Raw genomic sequence first — 21,428 nt, forward strand, 5'->3', positions numbered from 1 at the left:
TATTTTTTTATCTTTGCTAAAATTACTATAAATAATGGCATCAGAAGAAAAATCACTCAATTTTATTGAACAAATCATAGAAGAAGATTTAAAATCAGGATTATCAAAAGATAAGCTTCATTTTCGTTTTCCACCAGAACCAAATGGGTATTTACATATTGGTCATGCAAGTTCTATTGCTTTAAATTTTGGATTAGGAATTGATTATCAGTCACCTGTAAATTTACGTTTTGATGATACCAATCCAGAAAAAGAAGAGCAAGAGTTTGTAGATGCAATTAAAAAAGACGTAGAATGGTTAGGATATACTTGGTCAGAAGAACGTTATGCATCTGATTATTTTCAGCAATTATACGATTGGGCTGTTTTATTAATTAAAAAAGATAAAGCCTATGTTGATAGTCAATCTTCTGAAGAAATGGCTATTCAAAAAGGAACTCCATCAACAACAGGTACTGATAGTCCATATAGAAATCGTTCTGTAGAAGAAAATCTTGACTTATTCGAAAGAATGAGAAACGGAGAATTTGAGGCAGGAACTCATATTCTTCGTGCTAAAATAGATATGAAATCGACTAATATGTTGATGCGTGATCCTATTATGTACAGAATTTTAAACAAGGATCATCATAGAACTGGAGATGCCTGGAAAATTTACCCGATGTATGATTGGGCACATGGACAAAGTGATTATTTAGAAGGTATTTCACATTCATTTTGTACACTTGAATTTTTGCCTCACCGTGAATTATACGATTGGTTTTTGGACCAAATTATAGATGATAATAAGTTGCGTCCAAAGCAAAGAGAATTTGCAAGACGTAATCTTTCACATACCGTTGTAAGTAAAAGAAAATTACAACAACTTGTTAAAGAACACCATATTAACGGTTGGGATGATCCAAGAATGTCAACAATTTCTGGATTAAGAAGAAGAGGATATACAGCTGCTTCATTACGTAATTTTGCTAATTCAACAGGTATTGCAAAACGTGATAATTTAATAAGTGTATCAGTTTTAGAGTTTTGCATTCGTGAAGATTTAAACAAAATTGCACCTCGTGTAATGGCTGTTTTAGATCCGGTAAAATTGGTAATTACTAATTATCCTGAAGGAAAAGAAGAGCTACTTGATGCAGAAAATAACCAGGAAGATGATACAGCTGGATTCAGAAAAGTACCATTTTCAAGAGAATTATATATAGAAAGAGAAGACTTTTTAGAGGAAGCTCCAGCTAAGTTTTTCCGTTTGACATTAGGAAAAGAAGTACGTCTTAAAAATGCTTATATCATTAAAGGAGAAAGTGTTATAAAAGATTCAGAAGGTAAAATTACAGAAATTCATGTTACTTACGATACCGATTCTTTAAGCGGAAGTGGAAGTGAAGCAAGCCAAAGAAAAGTATCTGGAACCTTACATTGGGTTTCGATTGCTCATGCAGTAGAAGCCGAAGTTCGTTTATACGATCGTTTGTTTACAGATGAAGCTCCAGATAGTTATAAAGAGAAAAATTTCTTAGATTTTGTAAATCCAAATTCACTAGAAATTGTTACTGGTTTTGTTGAACCAAGTTTGGCTATTGCTCAAAATGAAGATAAATTTCAGTTTCAACGTTTAGGATATTTTACTGTTGATAAAGATTCAACTGCTTCAAAACTAGTATTTAATAAGACAGTTGGATTAAAAGATGCTTGGGAAGAAAAAGGTAAAAAAGAAGAAAATAGCATTAATAATTCTTTAAAAGATATCAATAAATATTTTAAAGTTGAAACTAAGCAAGAACGTTTAGCAATTGAAAATGCGATAGGGGGGAACATTGCAATTATTTCAAGTTTTTCTCTATTACAAAATTCATTGAAGAAGAATATTAACAATAATAAGAGTTCATTGTTATTTGCTCAATTTATTCTTAAATATTCAAGTTTAAAATCTTCAGATTTTGAAGAAGAGGATATTAAAAAATTATATTCCATGTCACTAAGAAGTGAATCGACTTATGTTCGTTCAAAAGCACTTTTAAATTTAAGAGATTTGGAAACTATAGATTTTAAAAATCAGTTTGAAGAAGACATAAAAAAATTAAATTCAAATCCTCCAAAAAATGCTTCTGATAGAGAAAAGGAAATTTTGGAAGAAATGTTAAAAAAATAATATCAATTTTAGTTATCGAAAAGCGCTTTTTATAAGCGCTTTTTTTATTATTTATATTTTCTATTGAAATTTAAAATAATATAGTTTTATTATATTAAAACTGACCTTCATAAATTGATTTTAAGACGTTTTAAATATATAGTCAGTATAATTATTGTTTTTATAAAAATACTTAATTAGACATCTTTATTTTAATTTTTGACATGATTTTAGAGTGGTCTTATCGTTGTTAACATCGAAATGTTTATAAGTATAGTATCTTTTTAGTTTTAGTACGTTTTACTCAATATTGAATCCAATTTTTAGATTTGCCAGTATTTTTACTTTTTATTTTTGAACTTGAATTATTAAATTATTTTCAACTTAATAAAATACTACCAAGCCCAAATTTTTTATAAAATAAGAGGATAACTTATTATCAATTTTAATTATAGAAAATTTATTTAATTTATATTTTGTCTATTATTAAGATTAATTATAATTTTTAGTATTTATATAGTTTTTATAGATTAAAAACAGCTTTCATATATTGATTTTAAGGTGTTTTTTTAATTATGATGAGTCTATTATTGGTTTTTAAAAAAGGATTGATTAGCGTACTTTATTTTAATTTTAGACCTAATTTTAAGGTGATTTTCTCATTATTAACACTGAAATGTTTATAAGTACAAGACCTTGTTCTATTTTGATACATTTTACCGATTAACAATTCAATTTTTTTGCATTGCTAGGATTTTGCTTTTTTTATTTTAAATATTGAACTTCTAAATTATTTTGATTCATTCAAAAAAGTATTTCACTAATTATTAAAATATTCTGTAAAATAGGATAAGATTAATAATCAGTTTTATTTATTGTTAATTTATTTAATTTATATTTTATCTATCATTGTTAATATTGATAATTTTATAGTTTTATATAGTTTTTATATATTAAAAACAAGGCTAATATATCATTTTTAAGACGTTTTTATAATTATAACAGCTCTTTTATTGGTTTTGTAAAAACAATTCAACAGCATGCTTTATTTTAATTTTTGTTTCAATTTAATATGGTTTAACGCGTTGTTAACATAAAAATACCAATAAATATATTATTTTTATGAAAAGCCAATTAAGCAAATTTTTAAAAATGATTTTATTCACTTTTAAAATATAAATGGAGTGGGCTATGATTATAAAATTATTTCTTAAATCTTAAAATTTTATTTTAAGTAAATTTTAGTTTTTGAATAGTTTTAGATAAAATTCTTAATATTAATTTATCGTTCGTATTTAGATTTTGATTTAGTTTTGATAATACTTTTTATTTAAAGTGTTTTTCAATTTTATTTCATGATTATCAAATCGCCTAGATTGATTTTTTGATTATTTTAAAAATTGTTTATTTCATTTCTTATGCTATACTTTATTGAGCCTTAATTTTATATTATAAACTTAATAGCTGTATTTATGAAAATTAAATTTTTAATACTTGGAATATTATTTACCAGTTTTGCTTTTTCGCAAACCCATCAAATAATCAAGCATAACGGAGAACAATTAGATGTTAATTATATAAAACAAGATATTGATCTTATTTACTATTCATTGAATGGAAGTCAGGAACAATTTACAATTAGTAAATATGCAGTTTCTTCTCTCCATGAAAAAGCAAGTTTGAAATCTGAATCTATTTCTCCTAAAATTGTTGTAGCTGACAAAAAAGATTATAGTTTGGTAAAAGTTTTAAAACCATATCAAACTATTGGACTTAAAGAAGTTGAAACTTTTTCAGGATTATCTACAAAAACAAAAGGGGAGTCTCCTTTAGCATTAAAGGAACAAACAGAAAGACGCATCAAAACTAAGTCTGCAGATAATGGATATCCGTTTGTTTCAATTGTCGAAAAACCAGATGGTAAGTATCGAGCAGTTGCTTACGTATATTAAAATTATATTAAACATTATTTATCGAATTTTTATTTGTAAAAAATAGATTATCTTTAGTTTTAACTTTTAAATATTATAGTTATGTCAAACAACACTGGAAACACGATATTGGCACTTCTTACAGGTGCGGCGATTGGAGCAGGAATTGGAATTTTGTTTGCACCGGATAAAGGGTCAAAAACAAGAGGACGTATTAAACACGGAATTGATGATGCTAAACATAATTTGAAGCATAAATTAGAAACTTCTACTGAAGAATTACGCGACAAGTTTTTAAATGCTAAAGAAGATTTAGATGGAACGTATGAAAACTTACTTTCGAATATGAGTTATAAAACAGAAGAAGTAATTTCTTTTCTTGAATCTAAATTAGCAGATTTGAAAACTCAAAACGCTAAACTTCAAAAATAAAATAGCCTTTTTTTAGGCATAAGCAAAGTACACATTGAACTTTAATTGTTATTGTTTCAAAAAAACACAATACATTGGTTTCATTGTGTACTTTGTTTTTTTATATTAAAATCAACTAAAATTGTATTTATGGCTTTTGAAGAGTTTAAAGAACATACCGAAAATATTCAAGATCAGGCGAAAGCCTATGTTGATAGTCACCTCGCTTATTATAAATTATGGGGTTTTAAAGTAGCAATGAAATCTACTACAGTAATTTTTAAATTTATTTTAATTTTACTGTGTTTTAGTATGGTTATGTTGTTTGGTTCAGTTGCAGCTGCTTTTGCAATTAGTGCTGCTTTGGGCAGTTATACTTTTGGATTTCTTATAGTAGGAGGGATCTATTTATTAGCTACGATACTTATTTTCTTTATAAAAGATAAAATGGTAGAAGGACCAATCTTAGAGAAATTTTCAGAAATATTTTTTAACGACTAAATTATGGAAACAAAAAAATACTCGTCATACGCTGAAATTGATAGAGAATTGGAAATTCTTAAAATTGAGAAAGAAATAAATTATCAAAAATTAGTTTTAAGTGTTCAAAAAACTAAAGAATCTTTAGAACCTCAGAATATAATAAATGGTTTTTTAGGTTCTTACAAAACGATACTTTCTAATTCATATTTAAAAATTATTCAAGCTGCTATTCCTTATCTTATAGGATGGTTTATGAACAAAAAAAGAGGCCATTAAGCCTCTTTTGTATTTTCTATATTTAGATTACTCTTCTGTTTCTGTATCATCAGGAGTTTCATAATCAGGTTTTGTTTCAGTTTTTGGTTTCAGTTTTCTATTTGTTTTCTTCATCATTTCACCCACTTGGTTGGATGCACTAAATGAAGCTACCATATTGTTTAGCATATCACTTCCAGCTTGTGGCGAATTTGGTAATAAAATCAAGTTAGAATTTGTATCAGCACCAATAGCTTGTAATGTATCATAATGTTGAGTAACAACAATTAATGCTGAAGCTTCTTGAGAATTAATTCCTACTTTATTTAAAACATCAACGCTTTCTACAAGACCTCTTGCAATTTCTCTTCTTTGATCAGCAATACCCTGTCCTTGTAATCTTTTACTTTCAGCTTCAGCTTTTGCTTTAGCAACAATTCTAATTCTAGATGCTTCAGCTTCAAATTCAGCTACAGTTTTTTCTCTATCAGCAGCATTAATTCTGTTCATTGCATTTTTAACCTGAATATCTGGATCAATATCAGTTACCAATGTATTTATAATTGTATATCCATAAGTAGTCATTGCTTCATTTAATTCTCTTTTTACTGCAACTGCGATATCATCTTTTCTTTCAAAAACATCATCTAATTTTAATTTAGGAACTTCTGCTCGTACTACATCAAATACATAAGATGTGATTTGATCGTGTGGATATTCTAATTTATAGAAAGCATCATAAACGGTTTCTTTAATTACCATAAATTGAACTGATACTTTAAGTTTCACAAAAACGTTGTCTTTAGTTTTTGTTTCAATGATAACATCTAATTGTTGAATTTTTAGATTTACTCGTCCAGCAATTCTATCAATCATTGGTATTTTTAATTGTAAACCTGAAGTTCTTACGCTAAGAAATTTTCCGAAACGTTCTATAATTACAGATGTTTGTTGTTTTACTGTAAAGAAAGAAGATAGAAGAATAAATAATCCGAAGATTAAAAGAATAATAATTGGAATGTTCATAACCGATAAATTTAGTTTAAATATTAATTGTCAAATTACGAAATTTCTTCCATCTGAGACGTTATGTTTTCATTAAATATAAAAAGCGTTAAGAACGGCCTCTATAGGTGGTCTTAACGCTTTTATAATTGTACTTGTTAATTTTTTATAAAGCCACTATTGCTTTTTGGATTCTTGAGATGGTTTCTTCTTTTCCAATGATTTCAACAATATCAAATAGGTGAGGACCTTTAAGTGCTCCAACCAAACTCAAACGGAAAGGTTGCATAACTTTACCCATTCCAATTTCATTTTTAGTCATCCAATCTTTTACTATAGATTCAATATTTACAGAAGTAAAATCTTCAATATTTTCCAGAACAGATGTTAGTTCTTGCATTAAAGTTGGAGTTGCTGAATTCCAATTTTTAGTTGCTTTTTCATCATATGATGTTGGTGCTTGGAAAAAGAAATCGCTTAGTTCCCAAAATTCAGAAACAAAATGAGCACGTTCTTTTATCAAAGAAACTATTTTTGTTGTTAGTTCGAGCGGAGTCGAGAACCCTTTTTCAACTAAAATAGGAGTGAAATCTTTGGCTAAATCTTCATTACTTTGTTTTATCAAATGCTGGTGATTGAACCATTTGTTTTTCTCTGGATCAAATTTAGCACCAGATTTATGAACTCTGTTTAAATCAAATGCTTCTATTAATTCATCTAATGAAAATATTTCTTTGTCAGTTCCATCATTCCAACCTAATAAAGCTAGGAAGTTAATAACAGCTTCTGGGAAAAATCCTTTTTCTCTATATCCAGATGAAATCCCTTCTTCTGTTTTCCATTCTAATGGAAATACAGGGAAACCAAGTTTATCACCATCTCTTTTAGATAATTTACCGTTACCAATTGGTTTCAGAATTAATGGTAAATGCGCAAATTCTGGAGCATCCCAACCAAAAGCTCTGTATAATAAAACGTGTAGAGGCATAGATGGCAACCATTCTTCTCCACGAATTACATGAGATGTTTCCATCAAATGATCATCTACAATATTTGCTAAATGGTAAGTTGGCATTCCATCACTTTTAAATAAAACTTTATCATCTAAAAGATTGGTTTCAAACTTAACTTCTCCACGAATACTATCTTGTAAATGCAATGTTTCGTTTACCGGAGTTTTAAAACGAATTACATAATGCTCTCCATTTGCAATTCTCTTAGCCGTTTCTTCTGTAGAAATTACTAGTGAAGTATCTAGTTTTTCGCGGTTATGATGATTGTATATAAATGTTTTTCCTTCTGCTTCATGTTGTTTTCTTAGCGCATCTAATGATTCTGGAGTATCAAATGCATAATAAGCCCAGCCTGAAGTGATTAATTGATCTGCATATTGTTGGTATAAATCTTTACGATCACTTTGTCTGTATGGACCAAATTTTTCATTTTTGCCTACAGTTTCATCTGGAGCAATTCCTAACCATTCTAGCGCTTCCATAATATAAGCTTCGGCACCAGGAACAAAACGGGTTTGATCTGTATCTTCAATTCTAAGATAAAAAACACCGTTATGTTTTTTTGCAAATAAATAATTAAATAGGGCAGTACGAACTCCGCCAATATGTAATGGCCCTGTCGGACTTGGTGCAAAACGCACACGAACTTGCTTTGACATTTGTTTTAAATTTTGATACAAAGATACGACTTTACTCAAAAGTCATTAGTCGAAAGTTTTAAAGCTTTTGTTTTTTACAATTTGAATCTTATCAGCGTTTGAACCTAATATGGTATTATTAAAATTAGTATTTTTATAGGTTATAAGTAAAACAGATTACTATTTTGAAAACAGTTCCATTTATATATCAAAAGCTTGAGGATTTTATAAAGAAATATTATACCAATGAGTTGATAAGAGGTTTACTTTTATTTACAGGATTTGGGTTATTATATTTTTTATTTACCATTTTCATTGAATATTTTCTTTGGTTAAAACCTTTAGGAAGAACACTTTTGTTTTGTGCTTTTGTTTGTGTAGAAGTGTTTCTGTTATTTCGTTTTATTATGTTTCCACTTTTTAAATTATTTAAGATTCAAAAAGGGATAGATTATAAAGAAGCTTCAGCTATAATTGGTAATCATTTTTCTGAAGTCAATGATAAGCTAACGAACTTTTTGCAACTTTCATCTTCAACTAATGAGATTGAAAAATCTGAATTAATGTTGGCTTCGATTGAACAAAAGGCAAATTCATTGCAATTAATTCCGTTTAGTAATGCGATTAATTTTAGTGCGAATAAGAAATATTTACCGTTAGCTTTAATACCAATTTTATTCTTTTTTGTTTTTTATATTTCTGGTAATAGTGGTATCCTTTCTCAAAGTTTAAATAGAGTTGTGCATTTTAACGCTGCTTTTTTACCTCCAGCACCTTTTAAATTTGTTATTCTAAATTCAAATTTACAAACTGAACAGAATAAAGATTTCATCCTTCAAGTACAATCTGAAGGGAATGTTATTCCTGAGAATGTAATGATTCATATTGAAAACGAAAGTTATTTTATGGAATCTACCAAACCTGGAGTATTTGAATTTAAAATTGAAAAGCCAAATAGTAACGTTGAGTTTTATGTAGAGGCAAATCAAGTAACTTCTCCTTCATATGAATTGAAGGTTATTACTGTTCCATCTATTGCAAATTTTGAAATGCAATTAAATTATCCTTCTTATTTAAATAAAAAAAGTGAAACTATCAGTGGTACTGGTAATGCAATTTTGCCAGAAGGAACTCGTGTTACATGGAAAATGAATACTAAATCTACTCAAAATGTTGATTGGAAAGACGGGAGTTCATTAATTCCTTTTGTCAAAGTAGATAATAGTTTTATTTTATCTAAAAATATTAGTCAAAACACAGAATATCAAATACTTACATCTAATAATAAGGTTAAAAACTATGAAAAACTCAATTATCAGCTCTCAATTATCAAAGATCAGTTCCCTACTATCAATGTAAGTGTTGCACCTGATAGTTTAAAGCTTGGAAAGGATTATATGTTGGGACAATTATCCGATGATTATGGGTTGTCAAAATTACAAATTGTATACTACGAACGCAACAAACCTAACACTGCCAAGCGTGGAACAATTGCAGTTAAGAACAATGTATTCGATCAATTTGTTTTTTCATTTCCTAGTAATCTTCCTGTTGAGCAAGGGGTATCTTATGAATATTATTTTGAGGTTTTCGATAACGATGCTCCACACAATTTCAAGAGTGCTAAATCTTCTGTATTCTCAGATAGAGTTGCTACGAACGAAGAATTGCATGAGCTAGATTTAGAACAGCAAAATAGTAATATTAATGCCTTGTCTAAATCTTTAAAAAGTCAGGATAAGCAAATTTCTGAATTAGAAAAGCTTCAAAAAGTAGGTAAACAAAAGAATAATTTAGAGTTCAATGACCAGCAAAAAATAAATGATTTTATTAAGCGTCAGAAACAGCAAGATCAGATGATGAAAGATTTTGCTGAGAAGATGAATCAGAATTTAGATAAATTTAAGACCGAAAAGAAAGATCAAACTATTGAGGATTTGCAAAAACGTTTGGATAATGCTGATAAAGACTTAGAGAAAAATAAAAAGTTAATGGATGAACTCAAAGACTTAAATGATAAAATTAAGAGTGATGAATTGTTTGATAAAATTGATAAATTTAAGCAAATTTCTAAAAATCAATCTAAGAATTTAGAACAATTAGTTGAGCTTACCAAGAGATATTATGTAGCTAAAAAAGCAGAACAATTAAAAGATAAACTAGATAAATTAGCCGACAAACAAGAGCAACTATCTAATAAAGACAAAGATAATACTGTTGATAAGCAAGATGAAATAAATAAAGCTTTTGATCAACTTCAGAAAGATTTAAAAGATTTAAAAGATGAGAATAAGACCTTAAAAACTCCTATAGAATTGCCTAGTGATGCAAATAAAGAGAAGGATATCGATAACGATCTAAAAAAAGCATCTGATGAATTAAAGAAAAACAATAGTGCTGGTGCAAAACCTAAGCAGAAGAATGCAGCTAAGAAAATGAAGGAGATGGCTCAAAAAATGCAAGAAAGTATGCAGTCATCAGAGCAGGAACAATTAGAAGAAGATGTAATAATGTTACGTCAGATTTTAGATAATCTTTTAGCTTTTTCGCTTGCAGAAGAAGCTGTTATGTTGCAGTTTAGATCTATCAAAACAGGGTCATCTGTATTCAATAAAAACATTAAGATTCAGCAAAATTTAAAATTACAGTTCAAACATATTGATGATAGCTTGTTTGCATTATCCTTGCGTAATCCAAAAATTGCTGAAGATGTAACAAAAGAAATAGGCAATGTTCAATACAATATGGATAAAGCGCTCGAGACCTTAACCGATGTCGAAATACGTAAAGGAGTCTCTCACCAGCAATATGCTATTTCTTCTGCCAATAAATTAGCCGATTTCTTGAGTGATTTATTAAATAATATGCAAATGTCAATGGCTAGTCCTGGTTCAGGTAAGCCTAAGCCTGGTCAAGGCGAAGGGATGCAATTACCTGACATTATGAAAAAACAAGAGGGATTAGGTAAAAAAATGAAAGACGGAATGGATAAAGGGAAGGAGCAAGGTAAAAACGGTAAAGATCCTAAGCAAAGTGGTAAAGGTTCATCTGGCGAGAATGGAGATGATGGAGAAGGAAATGCTCAAGAAATAATGGAAATTTATAAGGAGCAGGTTCTTCTTAGAGAGGCGTTACAAAAAGAATTAGCTAAACAAGGATTAGGACCTAATGGACAAAAGGCACTAGATCAAATGAAGCAATTAGAGAAACAACTTTTGAATAAAGGCTTTAAGAATGAAAACTTGCAACGTATATTGAATATTCAACAAGAATTATTAAAGTTAGATACAGCTGTTCAAGAACAAGGTCAAGAAAACAAGCGACAATCAGAAACAAATAGGAAAGAGTTTAATAATCAATCTAATGCGTTGCCAGCATCATTGTCAGATTATTTAAATAGCATAGAGATTTTAAACAGACAATCATTACCTTTGCGATCGAATTTTAATCAAAAGGTTCAAGAATACTTTAATACTAAATGATCAATTTTAATTACGAAACAGACTTTGTTTTAAATAATGAAGCAGCGTTTGAATCATGGCTTTCGGCTGTGATTCTTTCAGAGAATAAAAAAGAAGGGGAGATAAGTTATATCTTTTGTGACGATGATTACCTTCATAAAATTAATGTAGAGTATCTTAATCATGATACACTTACAGATATTATCAGTTTTGATTATACAGTTGGTAATGAATTAAACGGAGATATTTTTGTTTCGGTTGAACGAGTTCGTGACAATGCTACAGATTTTAATGTTTCTTTTGAGAATGAATTAAAGCGTGTGTTAGCTCACGGGATTCTACATTACTGTGGGTATAAAGATAAATCAGAGAGCGAAGCAGTAACGATGCGTTCTAAAGAAGAAGAAAAAATAGAAATGTTCCACGTGGAACCATAACTAAATAATCTTTTATCTCAAATCATGTTCCACGTGGAACATGATTTTATTTTACTTCATAAAAATTAAAGTGTTTCACGTGGAACATAATAATTGTGTTTTTTTGAGAGTTCCACGTGGAACAAATAAATAAAGTTAATTCTGGAAGCCGCCTTAAACTGTTTCTGGAGAATAAAAAAATAAAATGTTTTTAGAAGAATACGATGTTATTGTAGTTGGTGCAGGTCATGCCGGCTCAGAGGCCGCGGCAGCGGCCGCAAATCTTGGATCTAAAACCTTGCTTGTTACAATGAGCTTGCAAAACATAGCGCAGATGTCATGCAACCCAGCGATGGGAGGAATTGCAAAAGGACAAATTGTGCGCGAAATAGATGCGCTAGGTGGGTACTCAGGAATAGTTTCTGACCGTACTGCGATTCAGTTTAAAATGTTGAACAAATCAAAAGGGCCAGCAATGTGGTCGCCAAGGGTTCAAAGCGACAGAATGCGGTTTGCTGAAGAATGGAGAATGATGCTCGAAGGAACTCCTAATCTTGATTTTTACCAAGAAATGGTAAAAGGATTGATTATTGAAAACGGAAAAATTAAAGGCGTTAGGACTTCACTCGGAATTGAAATTCGTTCTAAGTCGGTTATTTTGACAAACGGAACTTTCTTAAACGGTTTGATCCATATAGGAGATAAACAATTTGGTGGAGGCAGAGCTGGCGAAAGTGCTGCTTACGGAATAACAGAAGATTTGGTTCAAGCAGGTTTTGAATCTGGAAGAATGAAAACAGGAACGCCTCCAAGAGTTGATGGTCGTTCTTTAGATTATTCTAAAATGAACGAGGAAAAAGGAGATGCTAAACCAGATAAGTTTTCTTATTCGGATGTTACTTCACCTCTTATTCATCAAAGGTCTTGCCATATGACATACACATCTTTGGATGTGCATGATATTTTGAGATCTGGTTTTGATCGTTCGCCAATGTTTAATGGGAGGATAAAAAGTATCGGACCAAGATACTGTCCGTCTATTGAAGATAAAATTAATCGTTTTGCTGATAAAGAACGTCACCAATTATTTGTAGAGCCAGAAGGATGGCATACATGTGAGGTTTATGTAAACGGATTTTCTACATCTTTGCCAGAAGATATTCAATTTAAAGCTTTGCGTACTGTTGTAGGTTTTGAGAACGTGAAATTTTTTCGTCCTGGTTATGCTATCGAATATGATTATTTTCCGCCAACACAATTAAAGCACACTCTTGAAACTAAATTAGTCGAAGGGTTGTATTTTGCTGGACAAATTAATGGTACTACTGGATATGAAGAAGCTGCTTCGCAAGGTTTGATGGCAGGAATAAATGCGCATTTAAAAATAAACAAAAAAGCGCCATTGATTTTAAAACGCGACGAAGCTTATATTGGTGTTTTAATTGATGACTTAATTACAAAAGGTACAGAAGAACCTTATCGCATGTTTACGTCTCGTGCTGAATACAGAACATTATTGCGTCAGGATAATGCCGACTTTAGGTTAACACCAATGTCATATGAAATTGGTTTGGCTTCAGAGAAACGTTTACGCAGAATGGAGCACAAACTTAAAGAATCTGAAAAAATGGTTGCATTCTTTAAAGAAACCAGCGTTTCTGTTTCAGAAGCAAATCCTATTTTAGAATCTAAGGGAACAGCATTGATATCTCAAGGAGATAAAATGTTTAAGGTTTTCTCTCGTCCTCAAATAGATTTGGAGGATATTATAAAATTTGATAAAGTAAAGGACTATATCGAATTAAATGATTTGGATGAGGAAATTTTAGAGCAAGCAGAAATTCAAGTTAAATATTCGGGTTATATCGAAAAAGAAAGAAATAATGCGGATAAGCTAACTAGGTTAGAAGAAGTGAAGATTCCAGAAAATTTCGATTATAATAAAATAAAATCAATGTCGATTGAAGCTAAGCAAAAATTAGCCAAAATTCGTCCTGTTACTATTTCTCAGGCTTCAAGGATTAGCGGCGTTTCTCCAAGTGATATTTCGGTTTTGTTAATTTACATGGGGAGATAAAAAGTTGGGTTTAAGTTTTAGCTTTCAAGTTTTTGTTTGAATACTTTATTTATTAAAGATGCATATTTGTGCATCTTTAAATGTTTAAACAAAAGTTTTAAACTTGAAATTATAAGTAAATTGTTCCACGTGAAACTATTTTCTTGCCTTGATTACATTATATGTTTTGTATTTGTTGATAAATCTTAAATTGATTTAGTTTTTTATAAAAAGAGTAGGTCAGTATTGTGTGTTTAATGTATTGTTAGGTAAAATTAATTTAGGTTCTGAATGTGATCGTAAATTTGCTTAGGATTGCGTTTTTATATTAAGAATATGTTTTGTAATCTTGATTTGTATAGTTTTAATGCTTTTTTTTAAATGGTATAAAAAAAATAAATCTATTGCATTACGTCTTCAAAAATGATTTTTTATGAAATGTAGATTAAGAGTTGTTTTGTGTATTATTGATTTTAGTAAAAAAAATAGCTTTTTATCTGTTTGTAATCTGAAATCTAAAAACGTATGTTCCACGTGAAACTACTTTGTGAGCTATTGATTTTGCTGATAAACATAAGTTTTTAATTATGAAGATTTTTAGAGAACAAGTTTTATCATCAAAACGTAAAGAATCCTTATTGCAACTTTGGAACAATGAATATCCTGCGAGTTTAAATCATGAAGCAATTCATGATTTTGATTTGTATTTAAATAGTTTGTCGAATGCGGAACATTATTTTTTACTTGATAGGAATAAAATTAAAGGATGGGCATTCACTTTTTTGAGAGAAAATGAAGATTGGTTTGCAATAATTATTGATAGTCAAATTCAAGGAAATGGGAAAGGCTCATTATTGATTAAAGAATTAAAAAAAAATAATGATAGTTTGAATGGTTGGGTTATTGACCATGAGAATGAAATTAAAAATAATGCAGCGCCATATAAATCGCCATTGTTGTTTTATGAAAAAAATGGTTTTACTGTTTGTTCAGAAATAAGAATGGAAAATGAAAAAATATCGGCTGTCAAAATAAAATGGCAGCGTTAAAATGAAAAGTAAAATAAAAAGAATAAAAAACCCTAAAAACTGATTTTCGTTTTTAGGGTTTGCTATAAAAATAAACCAAAATACCAATAATTATAAAATGGACGTTTTAAACAAAAAACATTTTCTTACTGTAAAAGATCACTCAGTTTCTAAAGAAATTTTTGAATTGCATTATGATGCAACTTTGGATATGCTAATAACATCTCCGCAACCCAATCAAAATGATTTGGGGAAATATTACGAAAGCGAAGATTATATTTCGCACACAGACAACAAACGTTCGTTGTTTGAAAAAGCATATCATATCGTCAAAAATATTGCACTGAAGAATAAATTAAATTTGATTAATTCTGAAAATCCGCAAAAGGGAAGAATTTTAGATATTGGTGCCGGAACTGGAGATTTTTTGTTTACGGCAAAAGACAATGGTTGGGATACTGTTGGGGTAGAACCAAGTGATAGGGCAAAATCTATCGCAATAAAAAAAGGAATTTCATTTGTAGAAAAAATTTCGGAACTAGAAAATAACTCTTTCGATGTAATTACCATGTGGCATGTTTTGGAACATGTTCCAAATTTAGAATTGCAAATTCAAGAATTAAAGCGATTATTAAAGCCAACTGGAACGTTAATTGTGGCAGTTCCAAATTTTAAATCTTTCGATGCAAATCATTACAAAACTTTTTGGGCAGCTTATGATGTGCCAATTCATTTTTGGCATTTCTCGAAAAAAGCAATTCAGTTACTTTTTGAAAAAGTAGATATGAGTCTAGAAAAAATTCTTCCGATGAAATTTGATTCATTTTATGTGAGCTTGCTTTCTGAAAAATACAAAACCGGAAAAATGAATTACCTAACGGCATTTTTTATTGGATTAAAGTCTAATTGGAAAGCAATGCGCACTTTAGAATATTCATCGCACATCTATGTTTTAAAAAACAAATAGAGCCTATTTTAAGGCGTTTTAAGGCTTTTTTTTGGATAACAAGCAGGTATTCGTTCTTTTTTTAAAAGTCTGCTTAAATTAAGGCTAAAAAACAGCCGTTTTTATAGCAGCAAATTATCAATAAATAGCGTTTGATTACCTGATTTCATTACCGATTTCGATTAAAAAAATCTTGAAAAAGGTAAAATTTAGTGAGGCTAGTTCGTTTATAATTAGTCATTTAACTAAATTTTACCTCATGATTAGTTTTGATAAATTTTATAACGATTTTTAAAAAATCGCACAGTTTTTTTGCTAAAAAAGGCTTTTAAGAGACTTTGAATATTTGTAAATGCAGAATGATTGCATTTTACATTTTATATGTTGCTAAGCATGCACAAAATGAGTTCTTATTATACTGTTTTATATATATTTAGAATTGATCCAAATTTTTTTTTCACCCTAACCATTTTCACCAAAACTTCTTGGTTGGGTAATTGCAGAGGTATTTCATTTGTAGACTTAACCCACTAATAATTTTTAAAACAAACCAATCTTCAGAAATAAAGTTTTTAAAGGCACTGCTTATACGTATATCTACAATAGGTTGGTTTTATGGATTTAAGCTGCATATGATTAGTAATGATAAAGCAAAATTATTGAGCTTTGTTGTGATTCAAGCTAATGTTGATGTTAGGGAACTATTGAAAACTAGAGTTTACTAATTAATTTTATAATTTCTGGAAAGGTGTAATAGATTTTATTACTACAGTTGTAAATGCTACTAGCAAAAAAGGCAGTAATGAGTAGCTGTGGATATAACTATTTGTTTTTTGATTAATTTTAGACTTCATAGGCCATTGGATTTAATTAAATGATTTGATTCTTATATTATTTTTAGACTATCAAAGATGAATTTAATGTTATATTGAACCAATGTTAATGTTGTTATTTTTACTAAAATTCTTGTTTTATAACTTTCAAAAGTTTTCACAGAATAGCATCTAACTCTCATTTGGTCTTATAATTGTGAAAAAAATATTTCAATTCTTTTTTTATTTCCTAAAACAGGTGTAGTTTGGTTTATACTCTTTTTGGTGTTTCTAATTTGATGTTTTTTTGTTTAAAATAAATCTATTTTATGTTTTTAGATAAGTATGATTTATCTTTAAGTAGGACACAATCAGGCATATGTTTTTTTTAAAGAACTTCTTATTTTTACTATTTAATGAATAGAAAAGTCTTTTTATTAAATAATTTTCATGCAGTTAATATCTGTAAAGCCTCTTGAATAGATCATTTCAAACTTGTTTTTTCACATTTAAATTTGGTTATAACGTGCAATTTTAAAATTTTCTACGACATATTATCCGCGATGAATTTATCTTCAAAAACTAAAAGCGAGAGGCCAATTTTGTTTTTTACTTTTAAAAAAAGTTTTTGTCTTCTTTTGTTGAACTGATCAGGTTCAATAAAATCAGGAATTTGTTGTTTTTTTATGTTTTTAAGTAAAGAATTTTTCCATCAACACACCTATGTTTAATCTGTAAGTTTATTTTCGGCAAGCACAAAGCAGTTTTATTGTGTATTTACTTGTTTTTTAACATATTTTCCTTTTAATCGCAATCAAGCTAATAAAAAAGCCTATTCTGTTATTTTTTTACCGTATTATAGCTTTTATTATGGTTTATTTTGTAGCCTATAAAATTTAGTATAAAGTGTATTTTGTTTTCCTGAGTAAAGTTAAAGCACTTGTACTTAACTTATTTTAATAATAATAATAATAATTATGAAACAAAAATTACTAATTTACCTATTTGTATTGTTTTTTAGTAGTGCAGGATTTGCTCAAAATTTTTTTGCTAAATTGAACTTTTCTATAACTAAAGCAGATATTGCAGAAGGAGAAAGTGTTTATATAGATGTAAGTTTGCCGCAAGGGGTTACTAATAACTATGCAAAGACTGGATACTATACAATATCAGGTACAGCCAAAAACGGTGTGGACTATATCACTTTATCAGATTCGCTAACGATAGGTAAGGATTCAAATTCAACACGGATATCAATAACTACGCTAACAGATGATTTGATAGAGCTAGATGAAACGTTAATTTTAACAGGACTGGATTCAGAATCATATTATTGGGGGAGTAACAATGTAGCAACAATTACCATTAAGGATGCAACTGATCCTGCAAAGAAAGTATTGAGCTTTTCTCCAGTAGCAGTAGGTGTTCCCGAAGGAGGTAGTGCAGTTATAAAGGTAAGTTTACCTAAGGGAATTACTGTGACAAATGCAGTGGATATAAACTATGAGATATCTAGTTCTAGTACCGCGACAAATGGTACCGACTATAAAATGTTAAGTGGTATAGTAACGATTCCTGCAGGTTCAGGTGAGGCATCGATACTAGTGGAAACGATACTAGATAAACTGATAGAACCTGAGGAAACGTTAATTATAACAGGAGCTCCTACAGCAGGATATACCTGGAGTCCTACAGCCAATAGCGCTAAATTATCTATAAGAGATGGAACTGCTAGGGGGTTACGTTTTAGTCAAACAACAGAACAGATAGCAGAGGGCACCTCGACAAAGATAACAGTAAGTTTGCCAGAAGGGATTACTGCGGCAAATGCTGTTGAATTTAACTATACCCTTAGTGGTACGGCAACTAATGAGGATGACTATGTATTATCTGGTGGACTTAGATTAAACGATACCGTTAGCGGTAAGGCACCTAATGGTTTATACGCTACACGATTAAGTAATACAGGAGTGCTACTACCAGGTCGAAATTCAACAGATATTACTATTATTGCACTAAAGGATACAGTCATAGAGGGAGATGAGACTGTAATCTTAACAGGAGCTCCTTCACCAGGATTTGTTTGGAGCAGTACAGCCAATAGTGCTAAAGTAACTATTACAGATGCTAATCCAGCATCGGATAAAATGTTGCGTTTTAGTTCAGATGTGAGTATAAGTGAGGGTAGCGCGACAACACTAAAAGTAAGTTTGCCAGAAGGGATTACAGCGGCGAATGATATTACATTCAATTATACTGTTAGTGGTACGGCAATTGCTAAAACTACGAATGTTGGTAGTGTTGGGGATTATGAAGAATTGTCTGGAACAGGAACGATAAAAGCAGGAAAAAATTCAGCAGATATTGTTGTTCAATCATTGCAGGATATGCTTATAGAGCTTGACGAGACAGTAATCGTAACAGGAGGGGCTATAACAGCAGGTCCATTAACTGGATTTACTTGGGATGATGCAGGCAAGCAGGCTACAGTAACTATTACAGATGTAACAGATCCGGCAAGGAGAAGTTTGGGTTTCTACTATAGTGGTAGTCCAGTTCGTGAAGGAAATATTGCGCGTATAGAGATAGGTTTAACGGGGGGGGTTAGGATGGGATATCCACTAACTGTAAACTATACAGTATCGGGTGGCACCGCTACAGCAGGTACAGACTATAAAGAATTAACAGGTTCGCTAACGATTCCTGAAGGTTCATATTCTGGATACATAGAAGTAGAGGCGCTAACAGATAAAGTGATAGAACAAAACGAAACGATAATTGTAACAGCAGGAGAAAATCCTCCAGGGTTTACCTGGGGAAATAGCAGAATTCATACAGTAACTATTCAGGATGCAACCGATGCAGCAAATAAAAAATTGCGCTTTTCTTCTCCTACAGCAAGTGTTAAAGAAGGAGAAAGTACTAGTGTAAAGGTAAGTTTGCCAGAGGGATTTACTGTATCGATTCCGCAGGTTGTAAATTACAGCATTTATGGTACAGCTACAAATGGTTCTGACTATACGACTTTACCTACATCGGTAACGATTCCTGCTGGTTCTGGTGAGGCAGAAATAACAGTGAATGCTTTAAGAGATAATGTTATCGAGCTTGATGAGACTGTTCAAATTAGGGGTGGAAATTTACCCGGAGGTCTGGGCATTCAGTGGGATACTTCAATGGGCGGCTTGATGGCTACAGCAACCATTACTGACGCAACTGATCCGGCACAGAAAGTATTAAATTTTTCTAAAATTAAAGAAGATGTTGCCGAAGGATCACTTAGTGATGTACAGGTACGTTTGCCAGAAGGAGTTAGGATGGGGTATCCCCTGACTGTAAAGTATACGATATCAGGTTCAGCTACAAATGGTACAGATTATACTACTTTAAGAGGTGAGGCAACGATTCCTGCTGGTTATGGATTAGAAACGATATATGTAGCAGCTCTAAAGGATAATTTGATAGAACCAGACGAAACGGTAATTTTAACAGGAGGTGATACAGAAGGATTTACCTGGGGAAGTAGCAATGAATCTACAATTACTATTAAGGATGCAACTGATCCTGCAAAGAAAGTATTGAGTATGACTCCATCTTCAGTAAGTATTAAAGAAGGAGAAAGTACTACCATAAAGATAAGTTTACCAGACGGAATTACTGTGACAAGTGCAGTGGATATAAACTATGAGATAGTTAAGTCTAATATAGATGCAGAAGCTACAAATGGTACCGACTATACCACTTTAACAGGTGTGGCAACCATTCCTGCAGGTTCAGGTACGGCAGAAATAATAGTAGATGCTTTACTAGATAAAGTGATAGAATATGATGAAGGGTTTCGTTTAATAGGTGCTCCTACAGCAGGATTTACTTGGAAGTACGGAACTAATAGCGCTTTAATATTCATTAAAGATGCAACTGATCCAGCAAATAAACGTTTGAATTTTTCTTCTCCTACGCCAAATGTTAAAGAAGGAGAAAGTACTACTATACAGATAGGTTTTCCAGAGGGATTTACAGCTGCGAATGAGATTAGATTCAGCTTTAAAGTTGGAGGTACAGCAACTATTGACAATGACTATACACTATCGGATAGAATAGGAGTAATACCAGCAGGTAAGAATTTTGTAGCCATTGTTATAGATGCAAAGACTGATACTGTTATAGAGCTTGATGAGACAGTAACCTTATCAAGAAGTGATGGCAATCCCATTACAGTATTACCAGGGATTGGATGGAATGATGCAGCCAAAAGTGCTACAGTAACCATTACAGACGCAAATGATCCGGCACAGAGAGTATTAAATTTTTCTAAAATTAAAGAAGATGTTGCCGAAGGATTAGGTAGTGCTGTATATATAAGTTTGCCAGAAGGAGTTAGTATGGGGTATCCCCTGACTGTAAACTATAGGATATCAGGTTCAGCTACAAATGGTACCGACTATAGTACTTTAACAGGCACGGAAACGATTCCTGCTGGTTTTGGATCAGGAGTGATATATGTAGCTGCTCTAAAGGATAATTTGGTAGAACCAGACGAAACGGTAATTTTAACAGGAGGTGATACAGAAGGATTTACCTGGGGAAGTAGCAATGAATCTACAATTACTATTAAGGATGATATAGCTAAGAGAGTATTGAATATGTCTCCATCAGTAAGTATTAAAGAAGGAGAAAGTACTATCATAAAGATAAGTTTGCGAGAAGGAATTACTGTGACAAGTGCAGTGGATATAAACTATTCAATATCTGGTTCAGCCACAGCAGGTACCGACTATACCGCTTTAACAGGTGTGGCAACGATTCTTGCAGGTTCAGGTACGGCAGAAATAAAAGTAGATG

Annotated in this window: 13 protein-coding genes and 1 pseudogene; 11 read left to right on the forward strand and 3 right to left on the reverse strand. The window is 30.9% G+C overall.

From position 1 onward, the window contains the following. Positions 1 to 34: 34 nt before the first annotated feature. The 5 genes from IUY40_RS14635 (at position 35) to IUY40_RS14655 (ending at position 5,232) form a co-directional block, all read left to right on the forward strand. Positions 35 to 2,152: a glutamine--tRNA ligase/YqeY domain fusion protein gene (locus tag IUY40_RS14635; protein ID WP_195737608.1), complete on the forward strand. Its 2,118-nt coding sequence runs from the start codon at positions 35 to 37 to the stop codon at positions 2,150 to 2,152. 1,451 nt (positions 2,153 to 3,603) lie between these two features. Beyond that, positions 3,604 to 4,083 (forward strand): hypothetical protein, encoded by a 480-nt coding sequence (locus IUY40_RS14640; protein WP_195737609.1) that lies wholly within the window; start codon positions 3,604 to 3,606, stop codon positions 4,081 to 4,083. Between the two features lie 81 nt (positions 4,084 to 4,164). Next, the gene (locus IUY40_RS14645; protein ID WP_039118044.1) at positions 4,165 to 4,494 is read left to right on the forward strand and encodes a YtxH domain-containing protein; all 330 of its coding nucleotides are present in this window, start codon (positions 4,165 to 4,167) and stop codon (positions 4,492 to 4,494) included. Positions 4,495 to 4,623: 129 nt separating this feature from the next. After that, positions 4,624 to 4,974, forward strand: a complete 351-nt coding sequence (locus IUY40_RS14650; RefSeq protein WP_129540346.1) for a competence protein — start codon at positions 4,624 to 4,626, stop codon at positions 4,972 to 4,974. A 3-nt stretch (positions 4,975 to 4,977) separates the two neighbouring features. Further along, positions 4,978 to 5,232: a DUF6327 family protein gene (locus IUY40_RS14655; protein WP_195737610.1), complete on the forward strand. Its 255-nt coding sequence runs from the start codon at positions 4,978 to 4,980 to the stop codon at positions 5,230 to 5,232. Between the two features lie 27 nt (positions 5,233 to 5,259). On the opposite strand, the gene IUY40_RS14660 is transcribed toward IUY40_RS14655, so the two are convergent. Both IUY40_RS14660 and gltX read right to left on the reverse strand, forming a co-directional pair. Further along, positions 5,260 to 6,237 (reverse strand): SPFH domain-containing protein, encoded by a 978-nt coding sequence (locus IUY40_RS14660; RefSeq protein WP_195737611.1) that lies wholly within the window; start codon positions 6,235 to 6,237, stop codon positions 5,260 to 5,262. A 145-nt stretch (positions 6,238 to 6,382) separates the two neighbouring features. Then, positions 6,383 to 7,888 carry a glutamate--tRNA ligase gene (gltX, locus tag IUY40_RS14665; RefSeq protein WP_195737612.1) on the reverse strand — a complete coding sequence of 502 codons (1,506 nt, stop codon included), beginning with the start codon at positions 7,886 to 7,888 and terminating at the stop codon, positions 6,383 to 6,385. 164 nt (positions 7,889 to 8,052) lie between these two features. On the opposite strand from gltX, the gene IUY40_RS14670 reads away from it, so the two are divergent. The 5 genes from IUY40_RS14670 to IUY40_RS14690 all read left to right on the forward strand — a co-directional run bounded on the left by IUY40_RS14670 (position 8,053) and on the right by IUY40_RS14690 (position 15,795). Next, positions 8,053 to 11,349: a hypothetical protein gene (locus IUY40_RS14670; protein ID WP_195737613.1), complete on the forward strand. Its 3,297-nt coding sequence runs from the start codon at positions 8,053 to 8,055 to the stop codon at positions 11,347 to 11,349. Beyond that, a complete protein-coding gene (gene ybeY / locus IUY40_RS14675; RefSeq protein WP_195737614.1) occupies positions 11,346 to 11,765 on the forward strand; it encodes an rRNA maturation RNase YbeY in 420 nt (139 codons plus the stop codon). Before IUY40_RS14670 ends, ybeY begins: the two co-directional genes overlap by 4 nt. Positions 11,766 to 11,949: 184 nt before the next feature. Then, a complete protein-coding gene (gene mnmG, locus IUY40_RS14680; protein WP_195737615.1) occupies positions 11,950 to 13,821 on the forward strand; it encodes a tRNA uridine-5-carboxymethylaminomethyl(34) synthesis enzyme MnmG in 1,872 nt (623 codons plus the stop codon). Positions 13,822 to 14,387: 566 nt separating this feature from the next. Next, entirely contained in the window at positions 14,388 to 14,849 is a 462-nt protein-coding gene (locus IUY40_RS14685; protein WP_195737616.1) for a GNAT family N-acetyltransferase, read from the forward strand. Positions 14,850 to 14,946: 97 nt separating this feature from the next. Further along, complete coding sequence (locus IUY40_RS14690) at positions 14,947 to 15,795, forward strand: class I SAM-dependent methyltransferase (RefSeq protein ID WP_195737617.1); 849 nt, start codon at positions 14,947 to 14,949, stop codon at positions 15,793 to 15,795. A gap of 865 nt (positions 15,796 to 16,660) precedes the next feature. Here the strand turns inward: IUY40_RS14690 and IUY40_RS19510 are convergent. Next, positions 16,661 to 16,974 (reverse strand): annotated as a pseudogene (locus tag IUY40_RS19510) (IS982 family transposase); the annotation flags it as partial. Positions 16,975 to 17,563: 589 nt separating this feature from the next. Here IUY40_RS19510 and IUY40_RS14700 point away from each other — a divergent pair. Then, positions 17,564 to 21,428 (forward strand): Calx-beta domain-containing protein (locus IUY40_RS14700; RefSeq protein WP_195737619.1); only part of this gene is annotated, 3,865 nt, incomplete at its 3' end.

It is taken from the genome of Flavobacterium sp. ALJ2 (assembly GCF_015594725.1).
Classification (GTDB): Bacteria; Bacteroidota; Bacteroidia; order Flavobacteriales; family Flavobacteriaceae; genus Flavobacterium.